22 protein-coding genes and 1 tRNA gene are annotated in these 25,329 nt (G+C 73.7%); 12 read left to right on the plus strand and 11 right to left on the minus strand.

Translation table 11 applies throughout. The annotated features are described in order from the left end of the window. Positions 1–37 precede the first annotated feature (37 nt). The 5 genes from prfA to GFJ45_RS08310 all read right to left on the minus strand — a co-directional run bounded on the left by prfA (position 38) and on the right by GFJ45_RS08310 (position 6,389). The gene (gene prfA / locus GFJ45_RS08290; protein WP_153396057.1) at positions 38–1,117 is read right to left on the minus strand and encodes a peptide chain release factor 1; all 1,080 of its coding nucleotides are present in this window, start codon (positions 1,115–1,117) and stop codon (positions 38–40) included. Positions 1,118–1,221: 104 nt separating this feature from the next. Beyond that, entirely contained in the window at positions 1,222–1,437 is a 216-nt protein-coding gene (rpmE, locus tag GFJ45_RS08295) for a 50S ribosomal protein L31 (protein ID WP_153396060.1), read from the minus strand. A gap of 183 nt (positions 1,438–1,620) precedes the next feature. Further along, a complete protein-coding gene (rho, locus tag GFJ45_RS08300; protein ID WP_407670384.1) occupies positions 1,621–3,507 on the minus strand; it encodes a transcription termination factor Rho in 1,887 nt (628 codons plus the stop codon). Positions 3,508–3,756: 249 nt separating this feature from the next. After that, complete coding sequence (locus GFJ45_RS08305; RefSeq protein ID WP_194288586.1) at positions 3,757–4,746, minus strand: homoserine dehydrogenase; 990 nt, start codon at positions 4,744–4,746, stop codon at positions 3,757–3,759. Continuing rightward, on the minus strand, positions 4,743–6,389 hold the full coding sequence (locus GFJ45_RS08310; RefSeq protein WP_153396066.1) for an arginine--tRNA ligase: 1,647 nt from the start codon (positions 6,387–6,389) through the stop codon (positions 4,743–4,745). The genes GFJ45_RS08305 and GFJ45_RS08310 overlap by 4 nt, the downstream gene beginning before the upstream one ends. A gap of 88 nt (positions 6,390–6,477) precedes the next feature. Between GFJ45_RS08310 and GFJ45_RS08315 the strand changes: the two genes are divergently transcribed. Beyond that, a tRNA-Arg gene (locus GFJ45_RS08315) sits at positions 6,478–6,549 on the plus strand. A gap of 119 nt (positions 6,550–6,668) precedes the next feature. Further along, positions 6,669–8,096 (plus strand): aldehyde dehydrogenase family protein, encoded by a 1,428-nt coding sequence (locus tag GFJ45_RS08320; protein ID WP_153396068.1) that lies wholly within the window; start codon positions 6,669–6,671, stop codon positions 8,094–8,096. Positions 8,097–8,103: 7 nt separating this feature from the next. Here GFJ45_RS08320 and GFJ45_RS08325 read toward each other — a convergent pair whose 3' ends face one another. Then, positions 8,104–9,393, minus strand: a complete 1,290-nt coding sequence (locus GFJ45_RS08325; protein ID WP_153396070.1) for an MFS transporter — start codon at positions 9,391–9,393, stop codon at positions 8,104–8,106. Positions 9,394–9,437: 44 nt separating this feature from the next. Between GFJ45_RS08325 and GFJ45_RS08330 the strand changes: the two genes are divergently transcribed. From GFJ45_RS08330 to GFJ45_RS08355, 6 genes are all read left to right on the plus strand, one after another. Beyond that, positions 9,438–10,406 carry an ABC transporter ATP-binding protein gene (locus GFJ45_RS08330; protein WP_407670385.1) on the plus strand — a complete coding sequence of 323 codons (969 nt, stop codon included), beginning with the start codon at positions 9,438–9,440 and terminating at the stop codon, positions 10,404–10,406. Continuing rightward, a complete protein-coding gene (locus tag GFJ45_RS08335; RefSeq protein ID WP_153396074.1) occupies positions 10,403–11,236 on the plus strand; it encodes an ABC transporter permease in 834 nt (277 codons plus the stop codon). The genes GFJ45_RS08330 and GFJ45_RS08335 overlap by 4 nt, the downstream gene beginning before the upstream one ends. A gap of 111 nt (positions 11,237–11,347) precedes the next feature. Continuing rightward, positions 11,348–15,403: a multifunctional oxoglutarate decarboxylase/oxoglutarate dehydrogenase thiamine pyrophosphate-binding subunit/dihydrolipoyllysine-residue succinyltransferase subunit gene (locus GFJ45_RS08340; RefSeq protein ID WP_153396076.1), complete on the plus strand. Its 4,056-nt coding sequence runs from the start codon at positions 11,348–11,350 to the stop codon at positions 15,401–15,403. A gap of 19 nt (positions 15,404–15,422) precedes the next feature. Then, positions 15,423–16,475: a GNAT family N-acetyltransferase gene (locus GFJ45_RS08345; protein ID WP_153396078.1), complete on the plus strand. Its 1,053-nt coding sequence runs from the start codon at positions 15,423–15,425 to the stop codon at positions 16,473–16,475. A gap of 9 nt (positions 16,476–16,484) precedes the next feature. Then, on the plus strand, positions 16,485–16,676 hold the full coding sequence (locus GFJ45_RS08350; RefSeq protein ID WP_153396080.1) for a DUF6104 family protein: 192 nt from the start codon (positions 16,485–16,487) through the stop codon (positions 16,674–16,676). A 56-nt stretch (positions 16,677–16,732) separates the two neighbouring features. Further along, positions 16,733–17,386 carry a GDSL-type esterase/lipase family protein gene (locus tag GFJ45_RS08355; protein ID WP_153396082.1) on the plus strand — a complete coding sequence of 218 codons (654 nt, stop codon included), beginning with the start codon at positions 16,733–16,735 and terminating at the stop codon, positions 17,384–17,386. Between the two features lie 10 nt (positions 17,387–17,396). Here GFJ45_RS08355 and pheA read toward each other — a convergent pair whose 3' ends face one another. The 3 genes from pheA to GFJ45_RS08370 are packed head-to-tail and all read right to left on the minus strand — an operon-like array spanning position 17,397 to position 20,853. Continuing rightward, entirely contained in the window at positions 17,397–18,326 is a 930-nt protein-coding gene (pheA, locus tag GFJ45_RS08360; protein ID WP_153396085.1) for a prephenate dehydratase, read from the minus strand. Continuing rightward, complete coding sequence (locus GFJ45_RS08365) at positions 18,323–19,291, minus strand: zinc-binding dehydrogenase (RefSeq protein ID WP_153396087.1); 969 nt, start codon at positions 19,289–19,291, stop codon at positions 18,323–18,325. The genes pheA and GFJ45_RS08365 overlap by 4 nt, the downstream gene beginning before the upstream one ends. Before the next feature lie 26 nt (positions 19,292–19,317). Next, complete coding sequence (locus tag GFJ45_RS08370) at positions 19,318–20,853, minus strand: sugar transferase (RefSeq protein WP_228386713.1); 1,536 nt, start codon at positions 20,851–20,853, stop codon at positions 19,318–19,320. 191 nt (positions 20,854–21,044) lie between these two features. On the opposite strand from GFJ45_RS08370, the gene GFJ45_RS08375 reads away from it, so the two are divergent. The 4 genes from GFJ45_RS08375 to GFJ45_RS08390 are packed head-to-tail and all read left to right on the plus strand — an operon-like array spanning position 21,045 to position 24,182. Next, on the plus strand, positions 21,045–21,995 hold the full coding sequence (locus tag GFJ45_RS08375; RefSeq protein ID WP_228386714.1) for an ABC transporter substrate-binding protein: 951 nt from the start codon (positions 21,045–21,047) through the stop codon (positions 21,993–21,995). After that, positions 21,995–22,963, plus strand: coding sequence for an amino acid ABC transporter permease (locus tag GFJ45_RS08380; protein ID WP_153396091.1), 969 nt, complete (start codon positions 21,995–21,997; stop codon positions 22,961–22,963). The genes GFJ45_RS08375 and GFJ45_RS08380 overlap by 1 nt, the downstream gene beginning before the upstream one ends. Next, positions 22,960–23,826: an amino acid ABC transporter ATP-binding protein gene (locus tag GFJ45_RS08385; protein WP_323368722.1), complete on the plus strand. Its 867-nt coding sequence runs from the start codon at positions 22,960–22,962 to the stop codon at positions 23,824–23,826. The genes GFJ45_RS08380 and GFJ45_RS08385 overlap by 4 nt, the downstream gene beginning before the upstream one ends. A 5-nt stretch (positions 23,827–23,831) precedes the next feature. After that, positions 23,832–24,182 carry a S24/S26 family peptidase gene (locus GFJ45_RS08390; protein ID WP_228386716.1) on the plus strand — a complete coding sequence of 117 codons (351 nt, stop codon included), beginning with the start codon at positions 23,832–23,834 and terminating at the stop codon, positions 24,180–24,182. On the opposite strand, the gene GFJ45_RS08395 is transcribed toward GFJ45_RS08390, so the two are convergent. Both GFJ45_RS08395 and tsaE read right to left on the minus strand, forming a co-directional pair. Further along, positions 24,121–24,753 (minus strand): arsenate reductase/protein-tyrosine-phosphatase family protein, encoded by a 633-nt coding sequence (locus GFJ45_RS08395; RefSeq protein ID WP_153396093.1) that lies wholly within the window; start codon positions 24,751–24,753, stop codon positions 24,121–24,123. The two genes, GFJ45_RS08390 and GFJ45_RS08395, sit on opposite strands and share 62 nt — an antisense overlap. Positions 24,754–24,769: 16 nt before the next feature. Continuing rightward, a complete protein-coding gene (gene tsaE, locus GFJ45_RS08400; RefSeq protein WP_153396115.1) occupies positions 24,770–25,282 on the minus strand; it encodes a tRNA (adenosine(37)-N6)-threonylcarbamoyltransferase complex ATPase subunit type 1 TsaE in 513 nt (170 codons plus the stop codon). Positions 25,283–25,329 lie beyond the last annotated feature (47 nt).

Genomic DNA, 25,329 nt, shown 5'->3' on the forward strand with positions numbered 1-25,329 from the left:
CGGGCGGCGGCCGCGCGCACCAGGACGTCGGCGCCGGTCACGCGTCGCCGAGCGCGGCCAGCCGGGCCGCCTCGTCGGCGTCGACCGCCGACTGCACGACCGGGTCCAGGTCCCCGGCAAGCACCTGGTCCAGGTTGTAGGCCTTGAACCCGGTGCGGTGGTCGGCGAGGCGGTTCTCGGGGAAGTTGTAGGTGCGGATCCGCTCGCTGCGGTCGACCGTGCGCACCTGGCTGCGGCGCTGGGCCGAGGCCTCCGCCTCGGCGGCCTCGACCCGCAGCTGGTGCAGCCGGGCTCGCAGCACCCGCAGCGCGGTCTCCTTGTTCTGCAGCTGCGACTTCTCGTTCTGGCACGAGACCACCAGCCCGGTCGGCAGGTGGGTGATCCGGACCGCGGAGTCGGTGGTGTTCACCGACTGGCCGCCCGGCCCCGAGGAGCGGAACACGTCGACCTTCAGGTCGTGCGGGTCCAGCTCGACCTCGGCGGGGTCGTCCACGTCCGGCATGACCAGCACGCCGGCGGCGGAGGTGTGGATCCGGCCCTGGCTCTCGGTGACCGGCACCCGTTGCACCCGGTGGACACCGCCCTCGTACTTCAGCCGCGCCCAGGGCGCCTCCCCCGGCCCGGGGGTGCCGCCCGCCTGGATCGCCAGCCGTGCGTCCTTGTAGCCACCCAGGTCGGACTCGGTCGCGTCGAGCAGCTCGGCGCGCCAGCCGCGCCGCTCGGAGTAGCGCAGGTACATCCGCACCAGGTCGGCGGCGAAGAGGGCCGACTCGGCACCGCCCTCACCCGCCTTCACCTCCAGGATCACGTCCCGGTCGTCGTCGGGGTCACGGGGCAGCAGCAGCCGCCGCAGCCGCTCGGCAGCCTCGTCCTCGCGGGCGCGCTGGCCGGCCAGCTCCTCGGCGAAGGCCGGGTCCTCGGCGGCCAGCTCCTCGGCGGCCGCGACGTCGCCCCGAGCCGCCTCCCACTCCCGGTAGGCCGCAACGGTGGGCGACAGCGCCGCATACCGCTTGTTGAGCCGCCGCAGCCGCACCGGGTCGCCGTGGACCTCGGGGTCGGCGAGCTGGCGCTCCAGATCGGCGAACTCGGCCAGCAGCAGCTGGACGGACTCGAGCACGGGTCAGGCCTTCCAGGAAGGGGGTGGTGCCATGGTCGCAGGCCGCGGCGCACAGACGACTACGCCGGCCCCGCGACGTGGTCGCAGGGCCGGCGGGGAGGTCGTTAGTTGGCGGCCTTCTTGCCGTAGCGCTCCTGGAAGCGGGCCACCCGGCCACCGGTGTCCAGGATCTTCTGCTTGCCGGTGTAGAAGGGGTGGCAGTTCGAGCACACCTCGGCGCGCAGGGCACCGGACGTGGCGGTGCTGCGGGTGGTGAAGGTCTGCCCGCAGTTGCAGGTCACCGTGGTCTCCACGTACTCGGGGTGGATGTTCTTCTTCATGGGCTGTCTCCTGTGGGTATCGCGTCCGCCGGGTCGGCCCGCGCAGGCGTGGGACCGTGAACCGGAGGGCCAAGGGGCAAGTCTGCCAGAGCTGGACCGCCGTGGTCCAAACGCCGCCGCGGCCACCGGCATTCCCCCACCCGGGCGGGTGACCGGGCTCACGGGGCCGCAGCGGCGTGGCGGTCAGTCCTCGTCGTCCAGCCGGATCGAGGACGTCTGCTGGACCTGGCTCAGGAACTCGTAGTTGTTGCGGGTCTTGCGCAGCCGGTCCAGCAGCAGCTCGATGGCCTGCTGCTGGTCCAGCGCGGACATCACGCGCCGCAGCTTCCAGTGGATCTTGAGCTCCTCGCTGGACATCAGGATCTCCTCGCGGCGGGTGCCGGAGCTGTTGATGTCCACCGCCGGGTAGACCCGCCGGTTGGCGAGCTGCCGGTCGAGCTTGAGCTCCATGTTCCCGGTGCCCTTGAACTCCTCGAAGATGACCTCGTCCATCTTGGAGCCGGTCTCCACCAGCGCGGTCGCCAGGATGGTCAGCGAGCCGCCGTTCTCGATGTTGCGGGCGGCGCCGAAGAAGCGCTTGGGCGGGTACAGCGCCGCGGAGTCCACACCACCGGAGAGGATCCGGCCGCTGGCCGGGGCGGCCAGGTTGTAGGCACGGCCGAGCCGGGTGATGGAGTCCAGCAGCACGACCACGTCGCCGCCCATCTCGACCAGCCGCTTGGCCCGCTCGATGGCCAGCTCCGCGACGGTGGTGTGGTCGTCGGCCGGGCGGTCGAAGGTCGAGGAGATGACCTCGCCCTGGACCGCGCGCTCCATGTCGGTGACCTCCTCGGGACGCTCGTCCACGAGGACCACCATGAGGTGGCACTCCGGGTTGTTGGTCGTGATCGCGTTGGCGAGCGACTGCAGGATCAGCGTCTTGCCGGCCTTGGCCGGGGCCACCAGCAGGCCACGCTGTCCCTTGCCGATCGGCGCCACGATGTCGATGACCCGGTTGGTGAGGTTCTTCTGCTCGGTCTCCAGCCGGAGCCGCTCCTGCGGGTAGAGCGGGGTGAGCTTGGAGAAGTCAGGACGCTGCCTGGCCTGCTCGACAGTGAGGCCGTTGACCGAGTCCAGGCGCACCAGGGCGTTGAACTTCTGGCGGTTGCCACCGCCGCCCTGCTGGTCGCCGTCCTTGGGCGCCTTGACCGCACCGGTGACCGCGTCACCCTTCCGCAGCCCGTTCTTGCGCACCATCCCCATGGGCACGTAGACGTCGTTGGGGCCCGGCAGGTAGCCGGTGGTGCGGATGAAGGCGTAGTTGTCCAGTACGTCCAGGACACCGGCCACCGGGACCAGCACGTCCTCGGGGTTGTAGGACTCCTGGTCCTCGGTGAAGGTCTCGCCCCCGCGGCTGCGACCGCGCTTGCGGTCCCGCCCCCGCTGCCGGTTGCGCCGGCGGCCGCCACGGCGGTCGTCCCCGTCCCGGGGCGGTCCGCCTTGGTCGCCGCCGCCGTCGCGCTGCTGTGAGTCACCCTGGCGCTGCTGCGAGTCGCCGTCGCGCTGCTGCGCGTCACCCTGGCGCTGCTGCGAGTCACCCTGCCGCTGCTGCGAGTCGCCCTGCCGCTGCTCGCGGCGGTCGTCCTGCCGGTCGGCACGGTCCTGCTCGCCGCGTCCGGCCCGCCGCTGCCCCTCACCGGTCTCGGGCGCCTCCCGCGACTCGCGGCCGTTGCGGGTCCGGCCGGCCTGGTCCCCGCCGGAGCCGTCGGTGAACAGCTGCTGGCGCTGCTCCGGCTCGGTGGACTGCTGGCGCGGCGCCTGCTCCCGCTCGCCGCGCTCGGCAGCGGACGAGCCCGGGGCCTGCTCGGTGTCGCTCGAGGCGGCAGCCGCGTCCGGGCGGCCGGCCGAGGCGGCGTTGCCGTTGCGCTCGGCGCGCCGATCGCGGATGGCGGCCACCAGATCGGCCTTGCGCATCCGCGGAGTCACCTGGATGCCCATGCTTCCGGCGAGCTGCTGCAGCTCGGCCAGGCGCATGGCGCTCAGCGCACCGCTGGTGCGCGACGTCGCGGCGACGTCTGTGGTATCTGTCACGAAGGATCCTTCCCCCTCGTCGGGGCCGGCCGATCGGACGGCCCGGGGATACAGGGTGAGTCCCGACCGAGAGCCGGGCTTGCGGAATCCACCGTGCGCCGTCCATGACCGTCCTTGGCTCGGCAGCCCGTGGGCGCATACTCGGTGGGGCCCCACGCAGCCGGGGAGAGATCGCATCGATCCGCTCGGCGTGGCCGTGGGGTGCGCCCTCAGACTACCACTTCCCCGTGCCGCTCCGGCACGGTCTCCTCAGCGCCGTGTCGCGGCCGCGGCTCTGGCCACCTCGACCAGGTCGCCCAGCACGGCGGAGGCGGTCTGCGGGCCGCCTGCCCCCGCGCCGAACAGCTGCAGGGTGCCGGCCGAGACGGTGTCGATGACGACGCCGTTGCCGCCGCCGCGCAGCCCCGCGAGCGGGTGGGTCCGGTCCAGCGCGACCGGTTGCACCGCCAGCTCGTAGCTGGCGTCGCGGCCGTGGCCCGCGCGGCGGGCGGAGGCGACGAGCTTGATGACGCTGCCGGTGCCGCGCGCGTTGGCGAAGTCCTCGTCGGTCAGCCCGGTGATGCCCGTGGTCTGCACGTCCTCGAGGGTGAGGTCACAGCCCCACGCCAGCCGGGCCAGGATGAGGATCTTGGCGGCCGAGTCGATGCCCTCCAGGTCCTCGGTCGGGTCCGCCTCGAGGTAGCCCAGCTGCCCGGCCTCGGCCACGGCGTGGTCGAAGGCCACGCCGCTGTGGTCGACGGTGTCGAGCACGTAGTTGGTGGAGCCGTTGAGCACGCCGAGGATGGTCTCGATCTCGTCCCCGGCCAGCGACTCGCGCACCACCCGCAGCACCGGGATGGCGGCGGCGACCGCCGCCTCGTAGCGCAGCGGCGCCCCGGACTCGGCCGCGACCGCGTGCAGCTCCGGGCCGCGGGCGGCCAGCAGCTGCTTGTTGGCCGTGACCACCCCGATCCCGCGGGCGAGCACCGAGCGCACCAGGTCGCCGGTGGCCTCCGTGCCGCCCATCAGCTCGACCACCAGGTCGGCCTCGGCGACCAGCCCCTCGGCGTCCTCGGTGAACAGCTGTTGCCCGACCCCGGGCACGTCACGCTCCCGGCTGCCGTCACGCACGGCGACACCGGCCAGCTCGACCGGCCGGCCGATCCGCTCGGCGAGCACCGGTCCTCGCTCGATGAGCTGCTGCGCGACCGCGGACCCGACCGTCCCGCAGCCCAGCAGGGCGACCCGCAGCGCGCTCACATCCGCTCCGGGGCGGTCACGCCGAGCAGGTCCAGCCCGTTGGCGAGCACCTGGCGGGTGGCGTCGTTGAGCCACAGCCGGGTGCGGTGCAGGTCGGTCACGTCCGTCTCTCCGGCGGTCGGCCGCACCCGGCACTCGTCGTACCACTTGTGGAACCGGCCGGCGAGGCCCTCCAGGTAGCGGGCCACCCGGTGCGGCTCGCGCAGCTCGGCCGCCTGGGCGACGACCCGGGGGAAGTCGCCGAGCGCCGCCAGCAGCAGCGACTCGGTCTCGTGCTGCAGCAGCGCGGGGTCGAAGCCCTCCTGGGGGTGCACCCCGTCCTCGCGGGCCAGCCGGGAGACGTTGCAGGTGCGGGCGTGCGCGTACTGCACGTAGAAGACGGGGTTGTCGTTGCTGCGCCGGCGCAGCTGCTCCCCGTCCAGGTCCAGCGGCGAGTCCGCCGGGAACCGGGCCAGCGAGTAGCGCAGCGGGTCGGAGCCGATCCACTCCAGCAGGTCGGTGAGGAAGATCGCGTTGCCGCGGCGCTTGCCCATCCGCTCCCCGGCGATGGAGATGAGCTGGCCGATGAGGACCTCGATGTTCCGGTCGGGCTCGTCGCCGGCGCACGCGGCGATCGCCTTCAGCCGGCTCACGTAGCCGTGGTGGTCGGCCCCCAGCATGTAGACCTTCTCGGTGAACCCACGGTCCTTCTTGCTCAGGTAGTAGGCGGCGTCGGCAGCGAAGTAGGTCGGCTCGCCGTTGGCGCGAATGAGCACCCGGTCCTTGTCGTCGCCGAAGTCGGTGGTGCGCAGCCAGACCGCCCCGTCGGCGTCGAAAACGTGGCCCTGCTGCCGCAGCCGCTCCACCGCGGCGGTGACGTGGCCGCCGTCGTGCAGCGTCTTCTCGGAGAACCACACGTCGAAGCGGACGTGGAACCGCTCCAGGGTGTCCTGGATGTGGGCCAGCTGGAGGCTGTAGCCGCGGTCTCGGGCGATCCTGAGCGCCTCCTCCTCGGACAGCTCGAGCAGGTCGGGCCGCTCGGTCAGCAGCTGCTTGGCCAGGTCGGTGACGTACTCCCCCGGGTAGCCGCCCTCGGGCACCTGCTGCCCGCGGGCACGGGCCAGGATCGAGGCGGCGAACTTCTCCATCTGGGCGCCGGCGTCGTTGATGTAGTGCTCGGCGGTGACGTCGGCGCCGCTGGCCAGCAGCAGACGCCGCAGCGCGTCCCCGAGCGCCGCCCAGCGGGTGTGGCCGACGTGCAGCGGGCCGGTCGGGTTGGCGGAGACGAACTCCAGGTTGATGGTGTGGCCGGCCAGCGACTGGTTGTGTCCGTACCGGTCCCCCGCGGTGACGATGGTGCGGGCCAGCTCACCGGCGCTGGCCGCGTCCAGGGTGATGTTGAGGAACCCCGGGCCGGCGACCTCGACGGCGGCCACCCCCGGTACCGCCGACAGCCGGTCCGCGAGCCGGCCGGCCAGCTCCCGCGGCGGCACCCCCGCCTGCTTGGCCAGCTGCAGCGCCACGTTGGTCGACCAGTCGCCGTGCTCCTTGCTCCGGGGACGCTCCACGCGCACCTCGGGGGGCACCGCCACGGCCACCTCTCCCGCGGCGACGGCGTCGCCCAGCGCGGCGACGATGGCATCAGCGAGCTGTTCCGGAGTCACCCCGAGAAGTCTACGCACGCTGCGACCAGCTCCCGGGACGCGGCGGTGCCGGAGCACCCCGGTGCGGCTGGTAATGTGTCACGCCGTTGCCCCCGTAGCTCAGGGGATAGAGCACCGCCCTCCGGAGGCGGGAGCGCAGGTTCGAATCCTGCCGGGGGCGCGCTGCGATGTCTGCCGGACATCGCCGAGGCCCGGACCCGCCGCCCCGTGGGCCCGGGCCTCGTCCGTTCCCGTGGCGCCCGCCCGAGGGGCGCGCCCGTCCGAGGAGAGGCAGTCACCGTGCCCGCAGCGACCCACTCCTTCATCGGCGGCCACGAGCTGGCCTCGGCCGAGACCTACGACAACATCGACCCCGCCACCGGCAGCTCGCTGGGCCCGGTGGGCCGCGGCGGGCAGCGGGAGGTGGACCAGGCGGTCGAGGCTGCCACGCGGGCACAGCCGGCCTGGGCCGCGACCGCTCCCGAGCAGCGCTCGGACCTGCTGGTCGCCTGGGCGGCGCTGGTCGACCGGGACGCCGAGCAGCTGGCGCGCCTGGAGTCCGAGGACACCGGCAAGCCGCTCAGCCAGGCCCGGGTGGACGCCGCCGTCGCCGCGCGGTACCTGCGCTTCTACGGGCACGCCATCGACTCCTACTACGGGCAGACCATCCCCAAGGGCCCGGACCTGCTGGTGTACACCCGGCGGGAGCCGTTCGGCGTGGTCGGGGCCATCGTGGCGTGGAACTACCCGATGCAGCTGTTCGCCCGCAGCGTCGCCACGGCCGCCGCGACCGGCAACGCCATCGTGCTCAAGCCGGCCGACGAGACCCCGCGCACCGCGGTCGCGATGGCCCGGCTGGCGGTCGAGGCGGGCCTCCCGCCCGGGATCGTCAACGTGGTCACGGGGATCGGCGCGGAGGCCGGCGCCGCCCTGGCCGCCCACCCGGGCGTGGCCCACCTGGGCTTCGTCGGCTCCACGGAGGTCGGGTCCCGCATCGCGCACGCGGCCGCCGACCGGGTGGTCCCGACCGTCCTGGAGCTCGGCGGCAAGTCGGCCCAGCTGGTCTTCCCCGACGCCGACCTGGACGAGGCGACGGAGGCCATCCGACGAGCGATCCTGCAGAACGCGGGGCAGACCTGCTCGGCCGGCTCCCGGCTGCTCGTGCACTCCTCGGTCAAGGAGGAGCTGCTGGCCCGCGTGGAGGAGGCCTTCGCCGCCACCACGCTGGGCCCGGGCTCGCAGGACCCCGACCTCGGCCCGCTCGTCTCCACCAAGCAGCTGCAGCGGGTCCGCGGGTTCCTCGAGGACGTCGACCCCGTTCAGGTGCGGTGCGGGGGCGGCCCGCCCGAGGACGAGCAGCTGGCCCGCGGAGCCTTCTTCCTGCCCACCCTGGTCGCCGACGTGGACCCGAGGGCGCGGATCGCCCAGGAGGAGGTCTTCGGGCCGGTGCTGACGGCGATGACCTTCGAGGACGAGCAGGAGGCGCTCGCCCTCGCGAACGCCACCGAGTACGCGCTGCTCGGCGCGGTGTGGACCCGCGACCTGGCACGCGCCCACCGGCTCGCGGCCGGTATCCGAGCCGGGCAGGTCTTCGTCAACAACTACGGCGCCGGCGGCGGCGTCGAGCTGCCGTTCGGTGGCTGGGGCAAGTCCGGCTACGGCCGGGAGAAGGGCTATGAGGCGATGGACGCCGTCACGCAGACCAAGACGGTGGTCGTCAAGCTCTGAGGCGCGCTCAGCCCTCGGGACCGGATCGTTCCCGCGAGGGAGCGGCTTCCGGCCCGTTCGTGTCGTCGGCCGGCCGGCCCGCCCAGTACAGCGGCTGCTCCCGGCCCCCGCCGTAGCCCAGCGGCTCCCGCGGCGGCCGCGCCCGCAGGTCCGCGCGGAACATCCGGCGGGCCACCAGCGCCAGCACGGCGGCGGCGAGGAAGCATCCGGCCGCCAGCCGCCAGGCCACCGGGTAGCCGAGGCCGCCCGCCGCGACGCCGAACAGGACGGGGCCGAGCGCGCCGCCGACGAAGGCGCCGGCCTGCACCACCCCGGACGCCAGCGCCGGGGTGTCGCGTCCCAGCCGGGCCACGGCGAACAGCAGCAGGCCTGGCCAGGCCCAGCCGACCGCGAACGCCGCCAGGGCACCGATGAGCACCGGCGGCAGGAGCGGGAACGACACGGCGGTCAGGCCAGCGGCCCCCACCGCCATCATCGCCGCCACCCGGGGCAGGTTCGCGCCGTGGCGCCGGTCGGCCCGGTATCCCACGATCACCCGCACCACGATGGAGCAGACCGCTCCGGCCGCCAGCAGCAGACCGGCCTCGGCGACCGTGAGCCCGGCCTGGTGGGCCCACCCGGCCAGGAACGTGCCCAGTGAGTTCGCGGCGGCACTGGCGAGGGTGATGGACACGGCGATGACGACCAGCGGTGCGGTCGCCGGCCGGTCTAGCCCGGCCGCGCGGCGGACCGGCCGGGCCTCCCGGCCGCTGCCCAGCAGGCCCCCGGCCAGCAGCAGCAGCCCGGCGGTGCCGGTGGTGACGAAGGTCGCGCGCCAGCCGAGGGTCAGCGTGACGGTCGGGACGGCCAGCCCGCCGAGGAGGATCGCCGTCGGCACAGCCGCCTGCTTCACGCCGAACCCGAGCCCGCGCCGTCCCGGGGGGATGGCGCTGGCCATGGCCAGGTTGCTGGTCACCTGACAGGCGGCGTTGGCCAGGCCGAGCACCACCATCGCCGCCACCAGCGCCCACCAGGAGTGAGCCAGCAGCGCCAGCCCGAGCCCGCCGCTGGACACCAGGGTCCCGGCCAGCACCAGCCCCCAGCGGCGGCCCACCCGGTCGACCAGGCCCCCGCCCAGCACCGCGCCGAGCGCGGCGGCCCCGAAGAAGGTCGCCACCACGACTCCCAGCCGCGCCGGGTCCAGCGCCAGGTCCCGGGCGATGACGACGGCCTGGGCCCCGACGAGGAACGGCGGCAGCGCCCCGAGCGTGGTCACCAGGCTGGCTCCCGCGATGATGCGCAGGGTGGGAGGGGGCACGACTGGACTCTAGCCAGCGCGGCGGCTCGCCCTGCTGCCAGACTGTGCCCGTGCCATCTGAGAACCAGCGCGCGGCTGGCGGGACCGCGGTCTCCGTCCGCGGGCTGACCAAGCGGTTCGGGGAGGTCCTGGCCGTGGACTCGCTCACCTTCGAGGTGGCCCCCGGACGGATCACCGGGTTCCTGGGGCCCAACGGCGCGGGGAAGACCACGACGCTGCGGATGCTGCTCGGGCTCATCCGGCCCACGGCCGGGGAGGGGCTCATCGGCGGGCGCCCCTACGCCGCGCTCCGGCAGCCGCTGCACACGGTCGGGGCCGCGCTCGAGGCGACGGGGTTCCACCCGGGCCGCTCCGGCCGGGACCACCTGCGGGTCATCGCGGCCACCCACGGCGTGCCGGACCGCCGGGTGGACGAGCTGCTGGAGCTGGTCGGGCTGGCCGGGGCGGCGCGGCGACGGGCGGGCGGCTACTCGATGGGGATGCGGCAGCGGCTGGGCCTGGCTGCTGCGCTGCTCGGCGACCCGCAGGTGCTGCTGCTGGACGAGCCGGCCAACGGGCTGGACCCGGAGGGCATCCGGTGGCTGCGCGGCTTCCTGCGGCACCTGGCCGACGGCGGGACCACCGTGCTGGTCTCCTCGCACCTGTTGTCGGAGGTCGAGCAGACGGCCGACGACGTGGTCATCATCGCCCGCGGGCAGCTGGTCCGGCAGGGACCGATCGAGGAGCTGCACGGGCCGCCGACCGTCCTCGTTCGCTCCCCGCAGCCGGAGGAGCTCGCCCGGGCGGTCCGCACCGCCGGGCTGGAGGGCGCCCCGGCACCCGACCAGGGGCCCGGTGCGTTCACCGTGGAGGGCGCCAGCCTGGCCACCGTGGGAGACGCGGCCCGCGCCGGAGGGGTGACCGTGCACGAGCTGCGGGCGCTGCGCACGGACCTGGAGCGGCTCTACTTCCGGCTCACCCAGCAGCAGGACCCGGTGCTGGCGCAGCCGCAACCCGACGGAGAGGCACCGTGATCCGGCTGGTGCGGGCCGAGCTGGCCAAGCTGACGACCACCCGGCTGTGGTGGGGCATGGGGCTGGCGCTGCTGCTCTCCGGCGTGGCGTTGGCCGCCCTGGTCGCGTTCTTCCTCACCCACGGCTCGGTCCCGGGCCTGGGCGAGGGCCTGGAGATCACCGACACGCTGCCGGCGCTGGCGCTGGCCCGCATGGTCTACACCGGTGCCGCCCAGATCGGCTACCTGCTCACGCTGGTGGTGGGGGTCGTGGTGATCGGCCAGGAGTTGCGCCACCGCACCGCCACGACGACGTTCCTGGCCGAGCCCCGGCGCGGGCGCGTGGTCGCCGCCAAGGCCGTCGCCCTCGCCGTCGCCGGGCTCGCCGGCGGGTCGCTGCTCGTCGCCGGCGCGCTGCTGGGCGGCGGCACCGTGCTGGCCCTCGGCGACCTGCCGGTGTTCCCGGACGCCGGCCTGCTGCTGCGGACGCTGCTGCTGCAGGTGGTCGCGCTCGCGCTGTGGGCGCTCATCGGGCTGGGTGCCGGCGTGCTGATCCCCCACCAGGTGGCCGCGCTGTTCGTGGCCGTGGCCGCGGCCTGGATCGTGGAGCCGCTGCTGGCGTGGGGGTTGTCGTTCCTCGACTGGGGTGACGGGCTGGCCCAGTACTTCCCGAGCCAGGCCACGCTCGCCGCGATGGACGTCTACAGCGACATCGACCCGCGCATCGCCGCGGCGATGGGCGCCAGCCCGGAGCAGCTGCCGTGGTGGGGCGGCCTGCTGGTGCTGGCCGGCTACGCGGCGGTGATGACGCTGGCGGGGATCTGGCTGACACGCCGTCGCGACGTGCTCTGACGGGTCCTGACGGCCGCGCTGCCCCGACGCGCCCGGGACGGACACGGAGGGCTAGGCTTTGGGGAGGACACGTTACGCCTGTCAACTCAGTGAGGAAGAGGCGCAGAGGCCGTGGCAGACCAGCCCACCAGCAGCGACAACCCACTAGCAGCCTTCGGGACCAACGAGTGGCTCGTCGAGGAGAAGTACCAGCAGTTCCTGCAGGACGAGGCCTCGGTCGGACCGGCCTGGCGCGAGTTCTTCGCCGACTACCAGCCCGCCTCCGCCTCCGGCAGCAACGGTGGACCCTCGACGGCCGCGCCCTCCCAGCCCGCCGAGGTCGCCGACGGCCCCCGCGCCGAGCAGGCCAACGACGGGAGCGGCTCCCAGCCGGCCGGGGCCTCCCGCGGCAGCGAGCGGCCGGCCGCCCGGGACACCACCGCCGCCGGGGAGCCCCGTTCCTCTCGCGCCGCCACCACCACAGCCGCCCCCAAGGAGCCCGCGCCGGCCACGCAGGCCAAGGCGGCCCACGAGCGGACCGTCCGGGACCGGGCCGCCAAGGACGGCGACGGCACGGCCACAACCCCGTCCACGGAGAAGACCACGTCCAAGGACGAGGCCAAGCCCAAGGACAAGGCCGCGTCCCAGCCCAAGGACAAGGACAAGGACAAGGACACGGACACGGACGAGGCCAAGGACAAGGGCAAGGAGCAGCCGCCCAGCGACCGCGGCGAGCAGGACCGCGCCGAGGAGGCCAAGGGCGAGAGCAAGCCGACTCCCCGGGACGCCCCGGCCCGGCGGGCCACCGGCCCGCAGACGGAGGCCCGCACCGTGCGCCTCAAGGGCGCGACCGCACGCGTCGTCAGCAACATGGACGCCAGCCTGTCGGTGCCCACCGCGACCAGCGTGCGGTCGCTGCCGGCGAAGCTGCTGATCGACAACCGGACCGTCATTAACAACCACCTGGCTCGCAGCCGCGGCGGGAAGGTCTCCTTCACGCACCTGATCGGCTACGCCCTGGTGCAGGCCGTGAAGGCGATGCCGGCGATGAACAACGGCTACCTGGAGGAGGACGGCAAGCCCGCGCTCGTGGAGCCGGCCCACGTCAACCTGGGCCTGGCCATCGACGTCCCCAAGCCCGACGGGTCCCGGCAGCTGCTCGTCCCCAGCATCAAGAGTGCCGAGGAGATGGACTTCGCGGAGTTCTGGGCGGCCTACGAGGACCTGGTGCGCAAGGCCCGCGACGGCAAGCTCGCCCTCGAGGACTTCCAGGGCACCACCATCACGCTGACCAACCCCGGCGGCATCGGCACGGTGCACTCGGTGCCGCGGCTGATGAAGGGCCAGGGCGCCATCATCGGGGTGGGCGCGCTCGACTACCCCGCCGAGTGGCAGGGTGCCAGCCCCGAGCAGATCGCCCGCAACGCGGTCAGCAAGATCCTCACCCTCACCTCGACCTACGACCACCGGATCATCCAGGGCGCGCAGTCGGGAGAGTTCCTGCGGATCCTGCACCAGCTGCTGCTGGGTGACGAGGGCTTCTACGACGAGATCTTCACCTCGCTGCGCATCCCCTACGAGCCGGTGCGGTGGGCCCCCGACGTGTCCGCCTCCCACGAGGACGACATCTCCAAGGCCGCGCGGGTGCAGGAGCTGATCCACGCCTACCGGGTCCGTGGCCACCTGATGGCCGACACCGACCCGCTGGAGTACCGGCAGCGGCGGCACCACGACCTGGACATCACCAACCACGGCCTCACGCTGTGGGACCTGGAGCGCACCTTCCCCACCGGCGGGTTCGGCGGCCAGCCGCGGCTGACGCTGCGCAAGATCCTGGGGATCCTGCGCGACACCTACTGCCGCACCGTCGGCATCGAGTACATGCACATCCAGGACCCCGAGCAGCGGGCGTGGATCCAGGAGCGGGTGGAGGTCCCGTACGCGCGCACCTCCCCCGAGGAGCAGCTGCGGATCCTGCGCCGGCTGAACGGGGCGGAGGCGTTCGAGACCTTCCTGCAGACCAAGTTCGTGGGGCAGAAGCGGTTCAGCCTCGAGGGCGGGGAGTCCGTCATCGCGATGCTGGACCAGGTGCTCACCGACTCGGCGCAGAACGGCATGGACGAGGTCTGCATCGGCATGCCGCACCGCGGCCGGCTCAACGTGCTGGCCAACCTGGCCGGCAAGTCCTACGGGCAGATCTTCCGGGAGTTCGAGGGCGCCCAGGACCCCGGCTCGGTGCAGGGCTCCGGCGACGTCAAGTACCACCTGGGCACCGAGGGCGAGTTCCGCACCGAGGAGGGGGACACCACCCGGGTCTACCTGGCGGCCAACCCCTCTCACCTGGAGGCGGTCAACCCGGTGCTGGAGGGCATCGTGCGCGCCAAGCAGGACCGGCTGGACCTGTCCAGCGAGGGGTTCACGGTGCTGCCGGTGCTGCTGCACGGTGACGCGGCCTTCGCCGGCCAGGGTGTGGTGGCGGAGACGCTCAACCTGTCCCAGCTGCGCGGCTACCGGACCGGCGGCACGATCCACGTGGTCATCAACAACCAGGTGGGCTTCACGACCAGCCCCAGCTCCTCGCGCTCCAGCGTCTACTGCACCGACGTCGCCCGGATGGTGCAGGCCCCCATCTTCCACGTCAACGGGGACGACCCGGAGGCGTGCGTGCGGGTGGCGCAGCTGGCGTTCGAGTTCCGGCAGGCGTTCCACAAGGACGTCGTCATCGACCTGGTCTGCTACCGGCGCCGGGGCCACAACGAGGGCGACGACCCGTCGATGACCCAGCCGCTGATGTACGACCTCATCGAGAGCAAGCGCTCGGTCCGCAAGCTCTACACCGAGTCGCTCATCGGCCGCGGTGACATCACCATCGAGGACGCCGAGGAGGCACTGCGCGACTACCAGCGCCAGCTGGAGCAGGTCTTCACCGAGACCAAGTCCGCGCTGAAGAACGAGACCGGCGGCGGCCTGGACCGTCCGCAGGCCCAGGAGGAGGACCGGGCCGCCCCGCCGCAGCGGCGGGCCACCGCCGTGGAGCCCGCGGTCCTGCAGCGGATCGGCGAGGCCTTCACCCAGCCCCCGGAGGGCTTCACGGTGCACCCGAAGCTGTTCCAGCTGATGGAGAAGCGCGGGCAGATGGTGCGCGAGGGAGGCATCGACTGGGCCATGGGCGAGCTGATCGCCTTCGGCTCGTTGCTGCTGGAGGGCACTCCGGTCCGGCTGGCCGGGCAGGACTCGCGGCGCGGCACCTTCGTGCAGCGGCACGCGGTGCTCACCGACAAGCGCAGCGCCGAGGAGTGGACGCCGCTGCGGAACCTGTCGGAGGACCAGGCCAAGCTGTGGATCTATGACTCGTTGCTGAGCGAGTTCGCGGCGATGGGCTTCGAGTACGGCTACTCCGTGGAACGCCCGGACGCGCTGGTGCTGTGGGAGGCCCAGTTCGGCGACTTCACCAACGGCGCCCAGGTCGTCGTGGACGAGTTCATCTCCGCCTCGGAGCAGAAGTGGGACCAGCGCTCCTCGGTGGTGCTGCTGCTGCCCCACGGCTACGAGGGGCAGGGGCCGGACCACTCCTCGGGCCGCATCGAGCGCTTCCTGCAGATGTGCGCCGAGGACAACATGATGGTGGCCTACCCCTCGACGCCGGCGTCCTACTTCCACCTGCTGCGCCGGCAGGCCTACCACCGGCCGCGGACGCCGCTCATCGTCTTCACCCCGAAGGCGATGCTGCGGCTGAAGGCCGCGGGCAGCAGCCCGGAGGAGTTCACCGAGGGCACCTGGCGTCCGGTGCTGCCGGACCCCGAGCAGCTCGACGGCGAGGGCGTGGAGCGGGTGCTGCTGGCCTCCAGCAAGCTCGTCTACGACCTGGAGGAGGAGCGGCGCAAGCGCGAGGACGACCGCACCGCGGTGGTGCGCGTGGAGCAGCTCTACCCGGTCCCTGGCCGCGAGCTGGCCGAGGAGCTGCGCCGCTACCCGAACGCCGAGCTGGTCTGGGTGCAGAACGAGCCGGAGAACCAGGGCGCCTGGCCGCACATGGCCCTCACCATGCCCGGTGCCATGGCCGAGCACGGTGAGAAGCGGCCACTGCGGGTCGTCAGCCGGCCGGCCTCGGCCGCACCGGCCACCGGCTCCACCAAGGTGCACGCGGTCGAGCAGGCAGACCTGCTCAAGCGCGCCTTCGACCGGTGAGGGGCGGCAGGTCCCGGCGATGACGTCCCCCGCGGACCCCGCACCCTCCCCTGCCCACCTCCCCGCCGGGTGGTCGGCCCGACCGCCGGCCGAGCCCGACGTGCCGGCGCTGACCCGGCTGCTCCGGGCCCACGAGCGCGCGGCCCGCGGCCGGGCCGGTGCGCACGAGCACCAGGTAGCGGCCACTGTCACCGGCCCGGGAGCGGCCCGGCGCCAGCAGGTGGTCGTCGAGGACGCGGACGGCGTGCTGCGGGCGTGGACGAGCAGCCACGACCGCGCCGCCGGCCGGGTCCTGGTGGCGGTGACCGTGGACCCGGACCTGGCGGAGGAGGCGGCCGACCCGGTCGCGGCCTGGTGCTTCGAGCGCGCCGCCCGGGACGGGGCCTGGCTGGCCGCCGCCCGCGGGCTGGAGCGCACGCAGCTGGACTCCGGTGCGTTCGCCGGTGACTCCCGCCAGCAGCGCTGGCTGGGTCGGGCCGGCTACCGCCACGTGCGCAACTGGTGGCAGATGAGCCGCCCCGTCACCCCCGCCGAGGGCAGCCCGCCGGAGCCCGACGCCGGCGTGGAGGTCCGCCGGGTGCGACGGGAGGAAGCGGCGGGCATGCCCGAGGAGTCGGACCTGAGGGCGGTCCACCACGTGCTGGAGGCCTCCTTCACCGACCACTTCAACTCCCACCGGGAGGACTTCGAGGAGTTCCTCACCCGGCTGCGGGAGGACCCGGGGCACCGCTGGGACCACTGGTGGCTGGCGCTGGTCGACGGCGAGCCGGCCGGGGCCCTGGTCGCCAGCACGGTGGCGGGTCACGGCGCCGACGACGCGGGCCGGGCCCGCCCGGACGGCTCCTACGTCGACTACCTGGGGGTGCTCGCCAGCGCCCGTGGCCGGGGCGTGGCGCGTACCCTGCTGGGCACGGTGATCGCCGACGCGGCCGCGCGGGGGCGGGACCGGGTGGACCTGGAGGTGGACGCCGACTCCCCGACCGGGGCGCACGACCTGTACCGGTCGCTGGGCTGGCGCACCGGGTACACGACGCAGTCCTGGCACTGCGAGCTGCCGGTCGGCTCGGGTTAGTCTGCGGGCGTGTACTTCACCGACCGCGGCATCGAGGAGCTGGCGGGCCGCCGCGGCGAGGAGGAGGTCACCCTCGCCTGGCTGGCCGACCAGCTGCGTGTCTTCGTCGACCTGAACCCGGAGTTCGAGACACCGGTCGAGCGGCTCGCGACCTGGCTGGCGCGGCTGGACGACGATGACGCCCTCGACGACGAGGACTAGGGAGACGACTCCCACACCCACGAGGGGCCGCCGGCCCCAGGAGGAGGACCACTGCCGTGACCGCCCGGAGCGACGAGACGTCCGTGGAGTTCGCACCGAGCGCGGAGTTCCACGTGGCCGACGGGCCCCGTGACATCGGGCTGTGCTTCGTCGGCGACGGCTACGTCGCCGGGTTCGGTGACCCCAAGGCGCTGGGCTGGGTGAGCCGCGTCGTCGCCCGCACCCCTGCCGAGGGGCACGTCCTCACCGCCTACAACCTGGGGGTGCGGGGGCAGTCCAGCGCCGAGGTGATGGACCGCTGGCGCACCGAGTGCGAACCGCGCTGGGCCGGCCGGCAGGAGCGCCGGCTGGTGGTCTCGGCCGGGGCCGGTGACGTCGACCGCGGCACCACGACCGCCCGTTCCCGGCTCAACCTGGCCAACGTGCTCGACGAGGCGGCCAGCACCGGCATCGCCACGTTCGTGGTCGGTCCGCCGCCGACCCTGGAGGCCGACCGCAACGCCAGGGTGGAGGTCCTCGCCGACGCCCAGGCCGACGTGTGCCAGCGACGCGGAGTGCCCTTCGTCGACTGCTTCCACCCGCTGCGCGACCACGACCAGTGGCAGTCCGACCTGGCCGCCGGCGACGGCCAGCACCCCGGGCAGGCCGGCTACGGCCTCATCGCCTGGCTGGTGCTGCACGCCGGCTGGCAGCAGTGGCTGCAGCTGTAGCGGCCCGCCGCTACCCGCGCAGTGCGGCCACCCAGCGCTGCGCCTCGGTGTAGGCCTCCTCACCGGCCTCCGGGTCGACCGGCTGCACCCGGCCGTCCGCGCGCGGGTAGGAGCCGAGGAACCGCACCTCGGCGCAGGTGCGCCGCAGCCCGGTCAGCGCCTCCGCGACGCGCGGCTCGGCCAGGTGGCCGACGGCGTCGATGGTGAAGCAGTACTGGCCCAGCTCCTCCCCTGTCGGCCGCGACTCCAGCCGGGTCAGGTCCACCCCGCGCACCGCGAACTGCTCCAGCAGCTCCAGCAGCGCACCGGGCCGGTTCTGCCGGATGTAGGCGACCAAGGTGGTGGTGTCGGCTCCGGTCGGGGCCGGCGGCGGGCCGGGCCGGCCCACCTCGACGAAACGGGTCACCGCCCCGGGACGGTCGGCCACCTGCTCGGCCAGCGCCTCCAGCCGGTGCCGGTCGCCAGCCAGGGGCGCCGCGATCGCCGCGTCGTAGACGCCGGCGGCCACCAGCGCCGCCGCCCGGGCGGTGGAGGACTCCGGCACCACCTCGGCCGCCGGGAGGTGGGTGCCCACCCAGCCGCGGGTCTGCGCCGCGGCGTGCGGGTGGGTGGCCAGCCGCCGCACCTGGCCGAGGGAGGTGCCGGCGCGGGCGAGCACGGAGAACTCCACCTCAACGTGGGCCTCGGCCCGGATCTGCAGCCGGTCGCCGCGGACCAGCTCGTCCAGGGTGGCGGAGACCGACCCCTCGACCGAGTTCTCGAACGGCACCACCGCGCGCTCCAGCCGGCCCGCGCGGACGGCCTCCAGCGCCGCCGCGACCGACGGCGCTGGCCACAGCTCCTCCTCCGGGTGCAGCTGCCGGGCGGCCTGCTCGGTGAACGTGCCGGCCGGCCCCAGGTAGCCGGTGACCGCGGCGCCGGCGGGTTCGGCGGTGGTCACGGGACGAGCACCACCTTGCCGAAGACCTCCCCGGCCGCCAGTGCGGCGAGCCCGTCGGCGGCCCGCGACAGCGGCAGCACCCGGTCGATGACCGGGCGCACCCCGGTCACCCGGGCCAGCTCGAGGACACGGCCGAGCTGCTCCCGGTTGCCCATGGTGGCGCCGACCACCCGCAGCTGGCGGAAGAAGATGTGGGCGAAGCCGGCGCGGCCCACCTCATCGCCGGTCGTGGCGCCCGACAGCACGACCGTGCCCCCCGGCCGCAGGCTCCGCAGCGAGTGCGCCCAGGTGGCCGCGCCCACGGTCTCCAGCACCGCGTCGACGCGCTCCGGCAGCCGCTCGCCGGGCTCGAACGCCGCGTCGGCCCCGATCTCGAGGGCACGGGAGCGGCGCTGCGAGCTGCGGCTGGTCGCCCACATCCGGTAGCCGGTCGCCCGGCCGATCTGCAGCGCCGCGGTGGCCACCCCGCCGCCGGCTCCCTGGACCAGCACGGTCGCCCCCGGTGTGACGCCGGCGCCGACGTGCAGCATCTTGTAGGCGGTCAGCCAGGCCGTCGGCAGGCAGGCCGCTTCCTCGTGGCTGAGCTCGGTGGGCTTGTCGACCAGGTTCGACTCCGGCACGACCACCTGCTCGGCCAGCGTGCCCTGGTGCACCTCCGACAGCAGGCTCCGCCCCGGGTCCAGGGTCGCCTCGCCCTGCCAGCCCGGCGAGCTGATCACCGAGTGCACCACGACCTCCCGGCCGTCGTCGGTGACACCCGACGCATCACAGCCCAGGATCATGGGCAGCCGGTCCTCCGGCAGTCCCACGCCCCGCAGCGAGAACAGGTCGTGGTGGTTGAGCGCCGCCGCCCGCACCTGCACCCGCGCCCACCCCGGCGGCGCCGCCGGCTCGGGCCGTTCGCCGACGGTCAGGCCGGCGAGCGGGTCCTGGGGCTGCAGCGAGGAGACGTAGGCGGCCAGCATGGCCCCAAACTACCGGCGCCTCCGGCTCAGTAGGCCCCGGCCTCGCTGCCCGCCACCACCCGGGCGGTCCGCCACAGGATCATCAGGTCCAGCAGCGGCGTCCAGTTCTCGACGTAGTACAGGTCCAGCCGCACCGACTCGCTCCACGACAGGTCGCTGCGGCCGCTGATCTGCCACAGCCCGGTCATCCCCGGCTGGACCAGCAACCGCCGGCGCGCCTGCAGGTCGTACTCGGCGACCTCCCGCGGCAGCGGCGGCCGCGGACCCACCAGGCTCATCTCCCCCCGCAGCACGTTGACCAGCTGCGGCAGCTCGTCCAGGCTGTAGCGGCGCAGCCACTTGCCCGCCCGCGTCACCCGCGGGTCCTCGCGCAGCTTGAACAGCGGTCCGGCACCCTCGTTGGCCGCCATCAGCGTGGGCAGCCGCTGCTCGGCGTCGGTGATCATGGTGCGCAGCTTCAGCATGGTGAACGGGCGCCCATCCTGCCCGACCCGCACCTGCCGGAACAGCACCGGTCCCCGGTCCTCGCGCCACACGGCGAACGCGAGCACGGCCAGCAGCGGCGACAGCACCAGCAGCAGCAGCAGCGACCCCACCCGGTCCAGCACCGCCTTGGCCACGCGGCGCGGCCCCGAGATGCAGGGCGCCTCGACGTGCAGCAGCGGCAGGCCCCGGATCGGGCGGGTCATCACCCGGGGGCCGGCGACCTCAAGGATTCCCGGTGCCACCACCAGGTCGATGCCGGTGCCCTCCAGCGCCCACCCGAGCCGGCGCAGCCCGGCCGCGCCCAGCCCCGCGGAGGAGGAGACCGCCACCACGTCGACCTGCTGGGCCATCGCCTGCACCAGGACGTCGGCCTCGGTGCCCAGCACCGGTACCCCCGACAGCTCGCCGTCGTCCACGTCGTCCGAGCACAGCCCCACCACGTCCAGTCCCGCGGCCGGCGTGCGGCACAGCGCCGCTACCAGGTCGGGCGCGTGCGCCCGGTCCCCGACGATCAGCACCCGGTCGCTGTGCTCCCCCCGCGCCCGTCGTTGCACCAGCCACCGCCGCGCCCGCCAGTGGCCGAGCAGCAGCAGCAGCGTCCCGACCGGGAAGGCCACCAGCACGTAACCCCGCGCGATGTCCAGGCCGGCCGCGTAGCCGACGACCGCCAGCGCCCCGAACAGCCAGCCAGACGCCTTCACCACCGCGCGGTACTCCTGCACCCCGTGGCCGGAGAGCCGGCCGTCGTAGGCACCGTGCAGGTGCAGCAGGCCGACCCAGCCGACGACCAGGGCGGCCGACAGCAGCGTGTAGCTCAGCCCGGAGGCGATCGGCTCGTTGGCGCTCACCGTGGCCGACTCGAACCCGAACCGGATCAGCTGAGCCAGCACGACCGCGGCCACGACGATGCCCAGGTCGAGCATGCGCAGCGCCCACAGGTAGCGGCTCAGCCGCCGCCGGCCCCCCAGCTGGGCGCCCGGCTGCGGGCCCCCCTTCCCGCTCCCGCCGGGTAGCACAAAGAACTGGTCAGCGTCCCCCGCGCGGTCAACCCGCGGGATGCCCCCGAGCGTGCTCACAGCGGTGGCGGTTCGTGCATGTCCTGACATGTCAGGCCCCCAGAGTCCGTCCAGTCGGGTCAAGGAACTTTACTGTCTCTTGACCAAACGCAGACTAGGGCATGACCCAGCCCCTGGCTACCCCTCACGCGGCATCAGTTTTCCCGGCGGCGTGTCGCACCGGTTCGGCCACGGCCGCGCCAGGTGAGACAATGACCCGCATCCCCCTGGTTGGAAGGAAGACCATGACCCGACGCCGCACCACGCGCGCCACCCTCGCCAGCACCGCCCTGCTCGCCCTCGTCCTGGGAGCCTGCGGGGGCGACACCGAGGAGGACCCCGCGGGGCAGAGTCCCGAGCAAGGCGGCGGCGACGCCGCGGGCTCGGTGCAGGCCGACGAGGAGCTGGCCGGGATGGTCCCGGACGACATCCGCGAGGCCGGCACGCTGACCATCGGCACCGACCCCAGCTATGCGCCCAACGAGTACCTCGACGAGGACGGCAGCACCATCATCGGGATGGACATCGACCTCTTCGACGCGGTCGCGGCCACGCTGGACCTGGAGACCGAGTACCAGAGCGCGGACTTCGGCACCATCATCGCGGGGGTGACCGGTGGCAAGTACGACGCCGGCGTCTCCTCGTTCACCATCAACGAGGAGCGCAAGGAGCAGGTCACGATGGTGAGCTACTTCAACGCCGGCACGCAGTGGGCGGTCGCGGCGGGCAACCCCGAGAACGTGGACCCGCAGCAGCCGTGCGGGCTCACCGTCGCCGTGCAGACCGACACCGTGCAGTTCGAGGAGGACCTGCCGCCGAAGGAGGAGGCCTGCGAGGAAGAGGGCAACCCGATGACGGTGCAGCCCTACACCGGCCAGGACGAGGCCACCGCCGCGCTGGTCTCCGGCAAGGCCGACGCGATGCTGGCCGACTCCCCCGTCATCGCCTACGCCGTGCAGCAGACCGGTGACCAGATCGAGCCGGTCGGGGACATCTACGACTCCGCGCCCTACGGTTACGTGCTCCCCACCGAGGACGAGCAGCTGGCCGAGGCGATCGTCGGCGCCTTGGAGAAGCTCGCCGAGGACGGAACCTACGAGCAGATCCTCTCCGACTGGGGCCTGCAGGATGGCGCCATCGACGACTTCGCCGTCAACCCCTGATGACCGGCGACCCCACCGCCACCCCTGAGCGGGGAGGGCCAGCGCAGCAGGAGCGGCCGGGACGGATCGACGCCGTCCCGGTGCGCCACCCGCTGCGGTGGCTGGCGGTCGGGGCGATCAGCGTGCTGGTGGCGATGTTCGTCCACCTGCTGGTCACCAATCCCGCGTTCAACTGGCCGTTCGTCCTGGAGATCACCTTCTCGGCCCCGGTGCTGCGGGGGCTGGCGGTGGGGACCCTGTTCGTCACGCTGCTGGCGATGGTCGTCGGCATCGTCATGGGCGTGCTGCTCGCCGTCATGCGGCTGTCACCCAACCCGGTGCTGTCGACCGTCTCGTTCGTCTTCGTGTGGTTCTTCCGGGCGGTGCCCCGCCTGGTGCTGCTCACCATCATGGGCACCATGGGGGTGGTGTTCCGGGACGGTCTGGCGCTGGGGGTGCCGTTCGACCAGCAGATCATGGGCCTGCTGGGGCTCGACGGGGACTGGCGCTTCCTCACCCTGGACGCCAACCAGATCTTCATGGGCGTCACCGGCGGCGCGATCGGGCTCGGCCTGTCGGAGGCGGCCTACATGGCCGAGATCGCCCGGGCCGGCATCCTGTCGGTCGACAAGGGCCAGACGGAGGCCGCCGAGGCGCTCGGCATGGACCGCGGCAGCACGATGCGGCGGATCGTGCTCCCCCAGGCGATGCGGGTGATCGTGCCGCCGACCGGCAACGAGATCATCTCCATGGTCAAGGACACCTCGCTGCTGATCGGGCTGCCGCTGACCACGGAGCTGTTTTTCCAGCTGCGTACCATCGGTTCCCGGACCTTCCAGATCTTCCCGGTGCTGGTCTCGGCGTGCCTGTGGTACCTGGCGGTGTGCAGCCTGCTGATGATCGGGCAGTACTACCTGGAGCGCTACTTCAACCGGGGCTTCGGCACCCGGCGCGCCCCCGTGGGCCAGCGCGAGGAGGCACCCGCGTGAGCGCCCCAGCGCCGGCCCCGAGCGAGCGGCACGCGCCGACCCGGCCGCTGGTCGAGGCGGTCAACGTCACCAAGTCCTTCGGCCACAACCAGGTGCTGCGGGGCATCGACCTGACCGTGGACCCGGGCGAGGTGGTGTGCCTGCTGGGCGCCTCCGGCTCCGGCAAGACCACGTTCCTGCGCTGCATCAACCAGCTGGAGAGCATCGACGGCGGCCGGATCTGGGTCGACGGCGAGCTGATGGGCTACCGGGAGCGTGACGGCCGGCTGCACCGGCTCAAGGACGCGGAGGTCGCCGCCCAGCGCCGCGAGATCGGCATGGTCTTCCAGCGGTTCAACCTGTTCCCGCACAAGACGGTGCTGGAGAACATCTGCGAGGCCCCCGTCGTCGTGCAGCGCCGCCCCCGCGGGCAGGTCCGGGAGGAGGCGCTGCGGCTGCTGGACCAGGTGGGGCTGGAGGACAAGCCGCACGAGTACCCGGCCAGCCTGTCCGGCGGGCAACAGCAGCGGGTCGCCATCGCCCGAGCGCTGGCGATGCAGCCCAAGCTGATGCTCTTCGACGAGCCGACCTCCGCGCTGGACCCGGAGCTGGTCGGTGACGTGCTCGCGGTCATGCGCGACCTGGCCGAGCAGGGCATGACCATGGTGGTGGTCACCCACGAGATGGCCTTCGCCCGGGAGGTCGCCGACCGGGTGGTCTTCATGGACGCCGGCGTGGTCGTCGAGCAGGGGTCGCCGGCCGAGGTGCTGCAGTCCCCCCGGGAGGAGCGCACCCGCAGCTTCCTGAGCCGGGTGACGAAGGAGCACGCCCCCGCGGTGGAGCACGTGCCGGAGCAGGTGCGCCACCGCGGCGCGCAGCGCTGAGGCCGGTGCCCGGCCGCCGGTGGTGGACCCGCCCGCTGGGACTGGCCCGCGTGCGCGGCCGGTCGATGTGGCCGACGCTGCGGCCCGGTGACCGGCTGCTGGTCTGGCACGACGCCCCGCCGCGGGTCGGTGGCCTGGCGCTGGTGGAGCTGCCGCCCGGGCCGGAGGGGCCGCGGCCGGTGGCGGTGAAGCGGGTGACCCGGCGGGAGCCGGACGGCCGCTGGTGGGTCGAGTCGGAAGCGCTGGGAGAGGGTGTGGACTCCTGGACGGTCGGCGCGCTGGCGCCGGAGGCGGTCAGGGCACGGGTGCTGCTACGCCTGCCCCGCCGACCCCGTCGACCGGCAGCCGGGCGGTGAGCGCCGCGGTCAGCACCGGCAGCGCCTCGCGCACCTGGGCGGCCATCCGGTCGTAGGTGGCGACGTCCCGCCCGTACGGGTCGACGATGTCGGCCGCCTCCGGCGGGAGCGGCGGGCGCATCCCCCGCCGGGCCGCCGCGGCCTGCACGAGCGCGCGCACCCACGTCGGCCCATCCTCGCCGTCGGCGGCCACGTCCTCCGGCCGCAGCTCACTGGCCAGGTCGGCCAGGTCCAGCACCGTGAACGCGTAGCGCAGCGCACGCGGGTGCGCCCGCGCCACCAGGCCGCGGTGCTGCCGGGTGGCCGTCAGCACCAGGTCGGCCTCGGCCACCATCGCGGCCGTCAGCCGGCGGGCGACGAAGTCCGGGGCCGACAGCCCCCCGAAGCCGGCGAGCCGCTCAGCGGCCTGCGGATCCATCGGGCTGCCCTCCAGCCCGCGCGTGCCGGCGCTGCGCACCGGGACCGCGCCCGGCCCCCACCGCTCGTCCACGGCGTGCTGGAGCACGCGCTCCAGCAGCGGGGACCGGCAGATGTTGCCGGTGCACACCACCAGGACCTGACCCTCGCTCACGCCTCGGAACCCTACGTCAGCAGCGGGCCAGGTCCGGCCCGCCCGGCGAACCCAGCACCCGGTGCAGCGCCACCCGCATCGCTGCCGACTCCCACCGGTCCCCGTGGCCGGACAGCCGGACCAGCCGGGCCTCCTCCGCCGGGTCCTCGGACCGCTCCAGCCGCACCACCAGCCGGTCCTCGGCCAGCTGCTCGACCAGCCCCTCGCCCCACTCGGCCACGGTCACCGACTCGGCCACCGAGGCCTCCAGGTCCAGGTCCTCCAGCTCCTCGACGCCCCCGAGGCGGTAGGCGTCGACGTGCACCAGGGCGGGCCCGCCGCGCAGCGACGGGTGGACCCGGGCGATCACGAACGTCGGGGAGGTGACCGGCCCCCGCACTCCCAGCCCCTCGCCCAGCCCCTGGGTGAAGGTGGTCTTGCCCGCACCCAGCGACCCGGTCAGCACGACCAGGTCCCCGGCCCGCAGCACGGCCGCGAGCCGCCGCCCCAGCGCGCGGGTGTCCTCGGCGGCCCAGCCGACCTTGACCAGCTCCTGCTTCAGGTGGCCGCGCTCGGAGGGGTGCACGACCACGGTGT

It is taken from the genome of Ornithinicoccus halotolerans (assembly GCF_009602535.1).
Classification (GTDB): Bacteria; Actinomycetota; Actinomycetes; order Actinomycetales; family Dermatophilaceae; genus Ornithinicoccus; species Ornithinicoccus halotolerans.

Bases quoted from the DNA above. Each gene is read 5' to 3' on its own strand.
- GFJ45_RS08375 (WP_228386714.1), top strand. From the start codon at position 21,045: ATGACCCGCATCCCCCTGGTTGGAAGGAAGACCATGACCCGACGCCGC.
- GFJ45_RS08380 (WP_153396091.1), top strand. From the start codon at position 21,995: ATGACCGGCGACCCCACCGCCACCCCTGAGCGGGGAGGGCCAGCGCAG.
- GFJ45_RS08365 (WP_153396087.1), bottom strand. From the start codon at position 19,291: ATGCTGGCCGCCTACGTCTCCTCGCTGCAGCCCCAGGACCCGCTCGCC.
- rpmE (WP_153396060.1), bottom strand. From the start codon at position 1,437: ATGAAGAAGAACATCCACCCCGAGTACGTGGAGACCACGGTGACCTGC.
- GFJ45_RS08345 (WP_153396078.1), top strand. From the start codon at position 15,423: ATGACGTCCCCCGCGGACCCCGCACCCTCCCCTGCCCACCTCCCCGCC.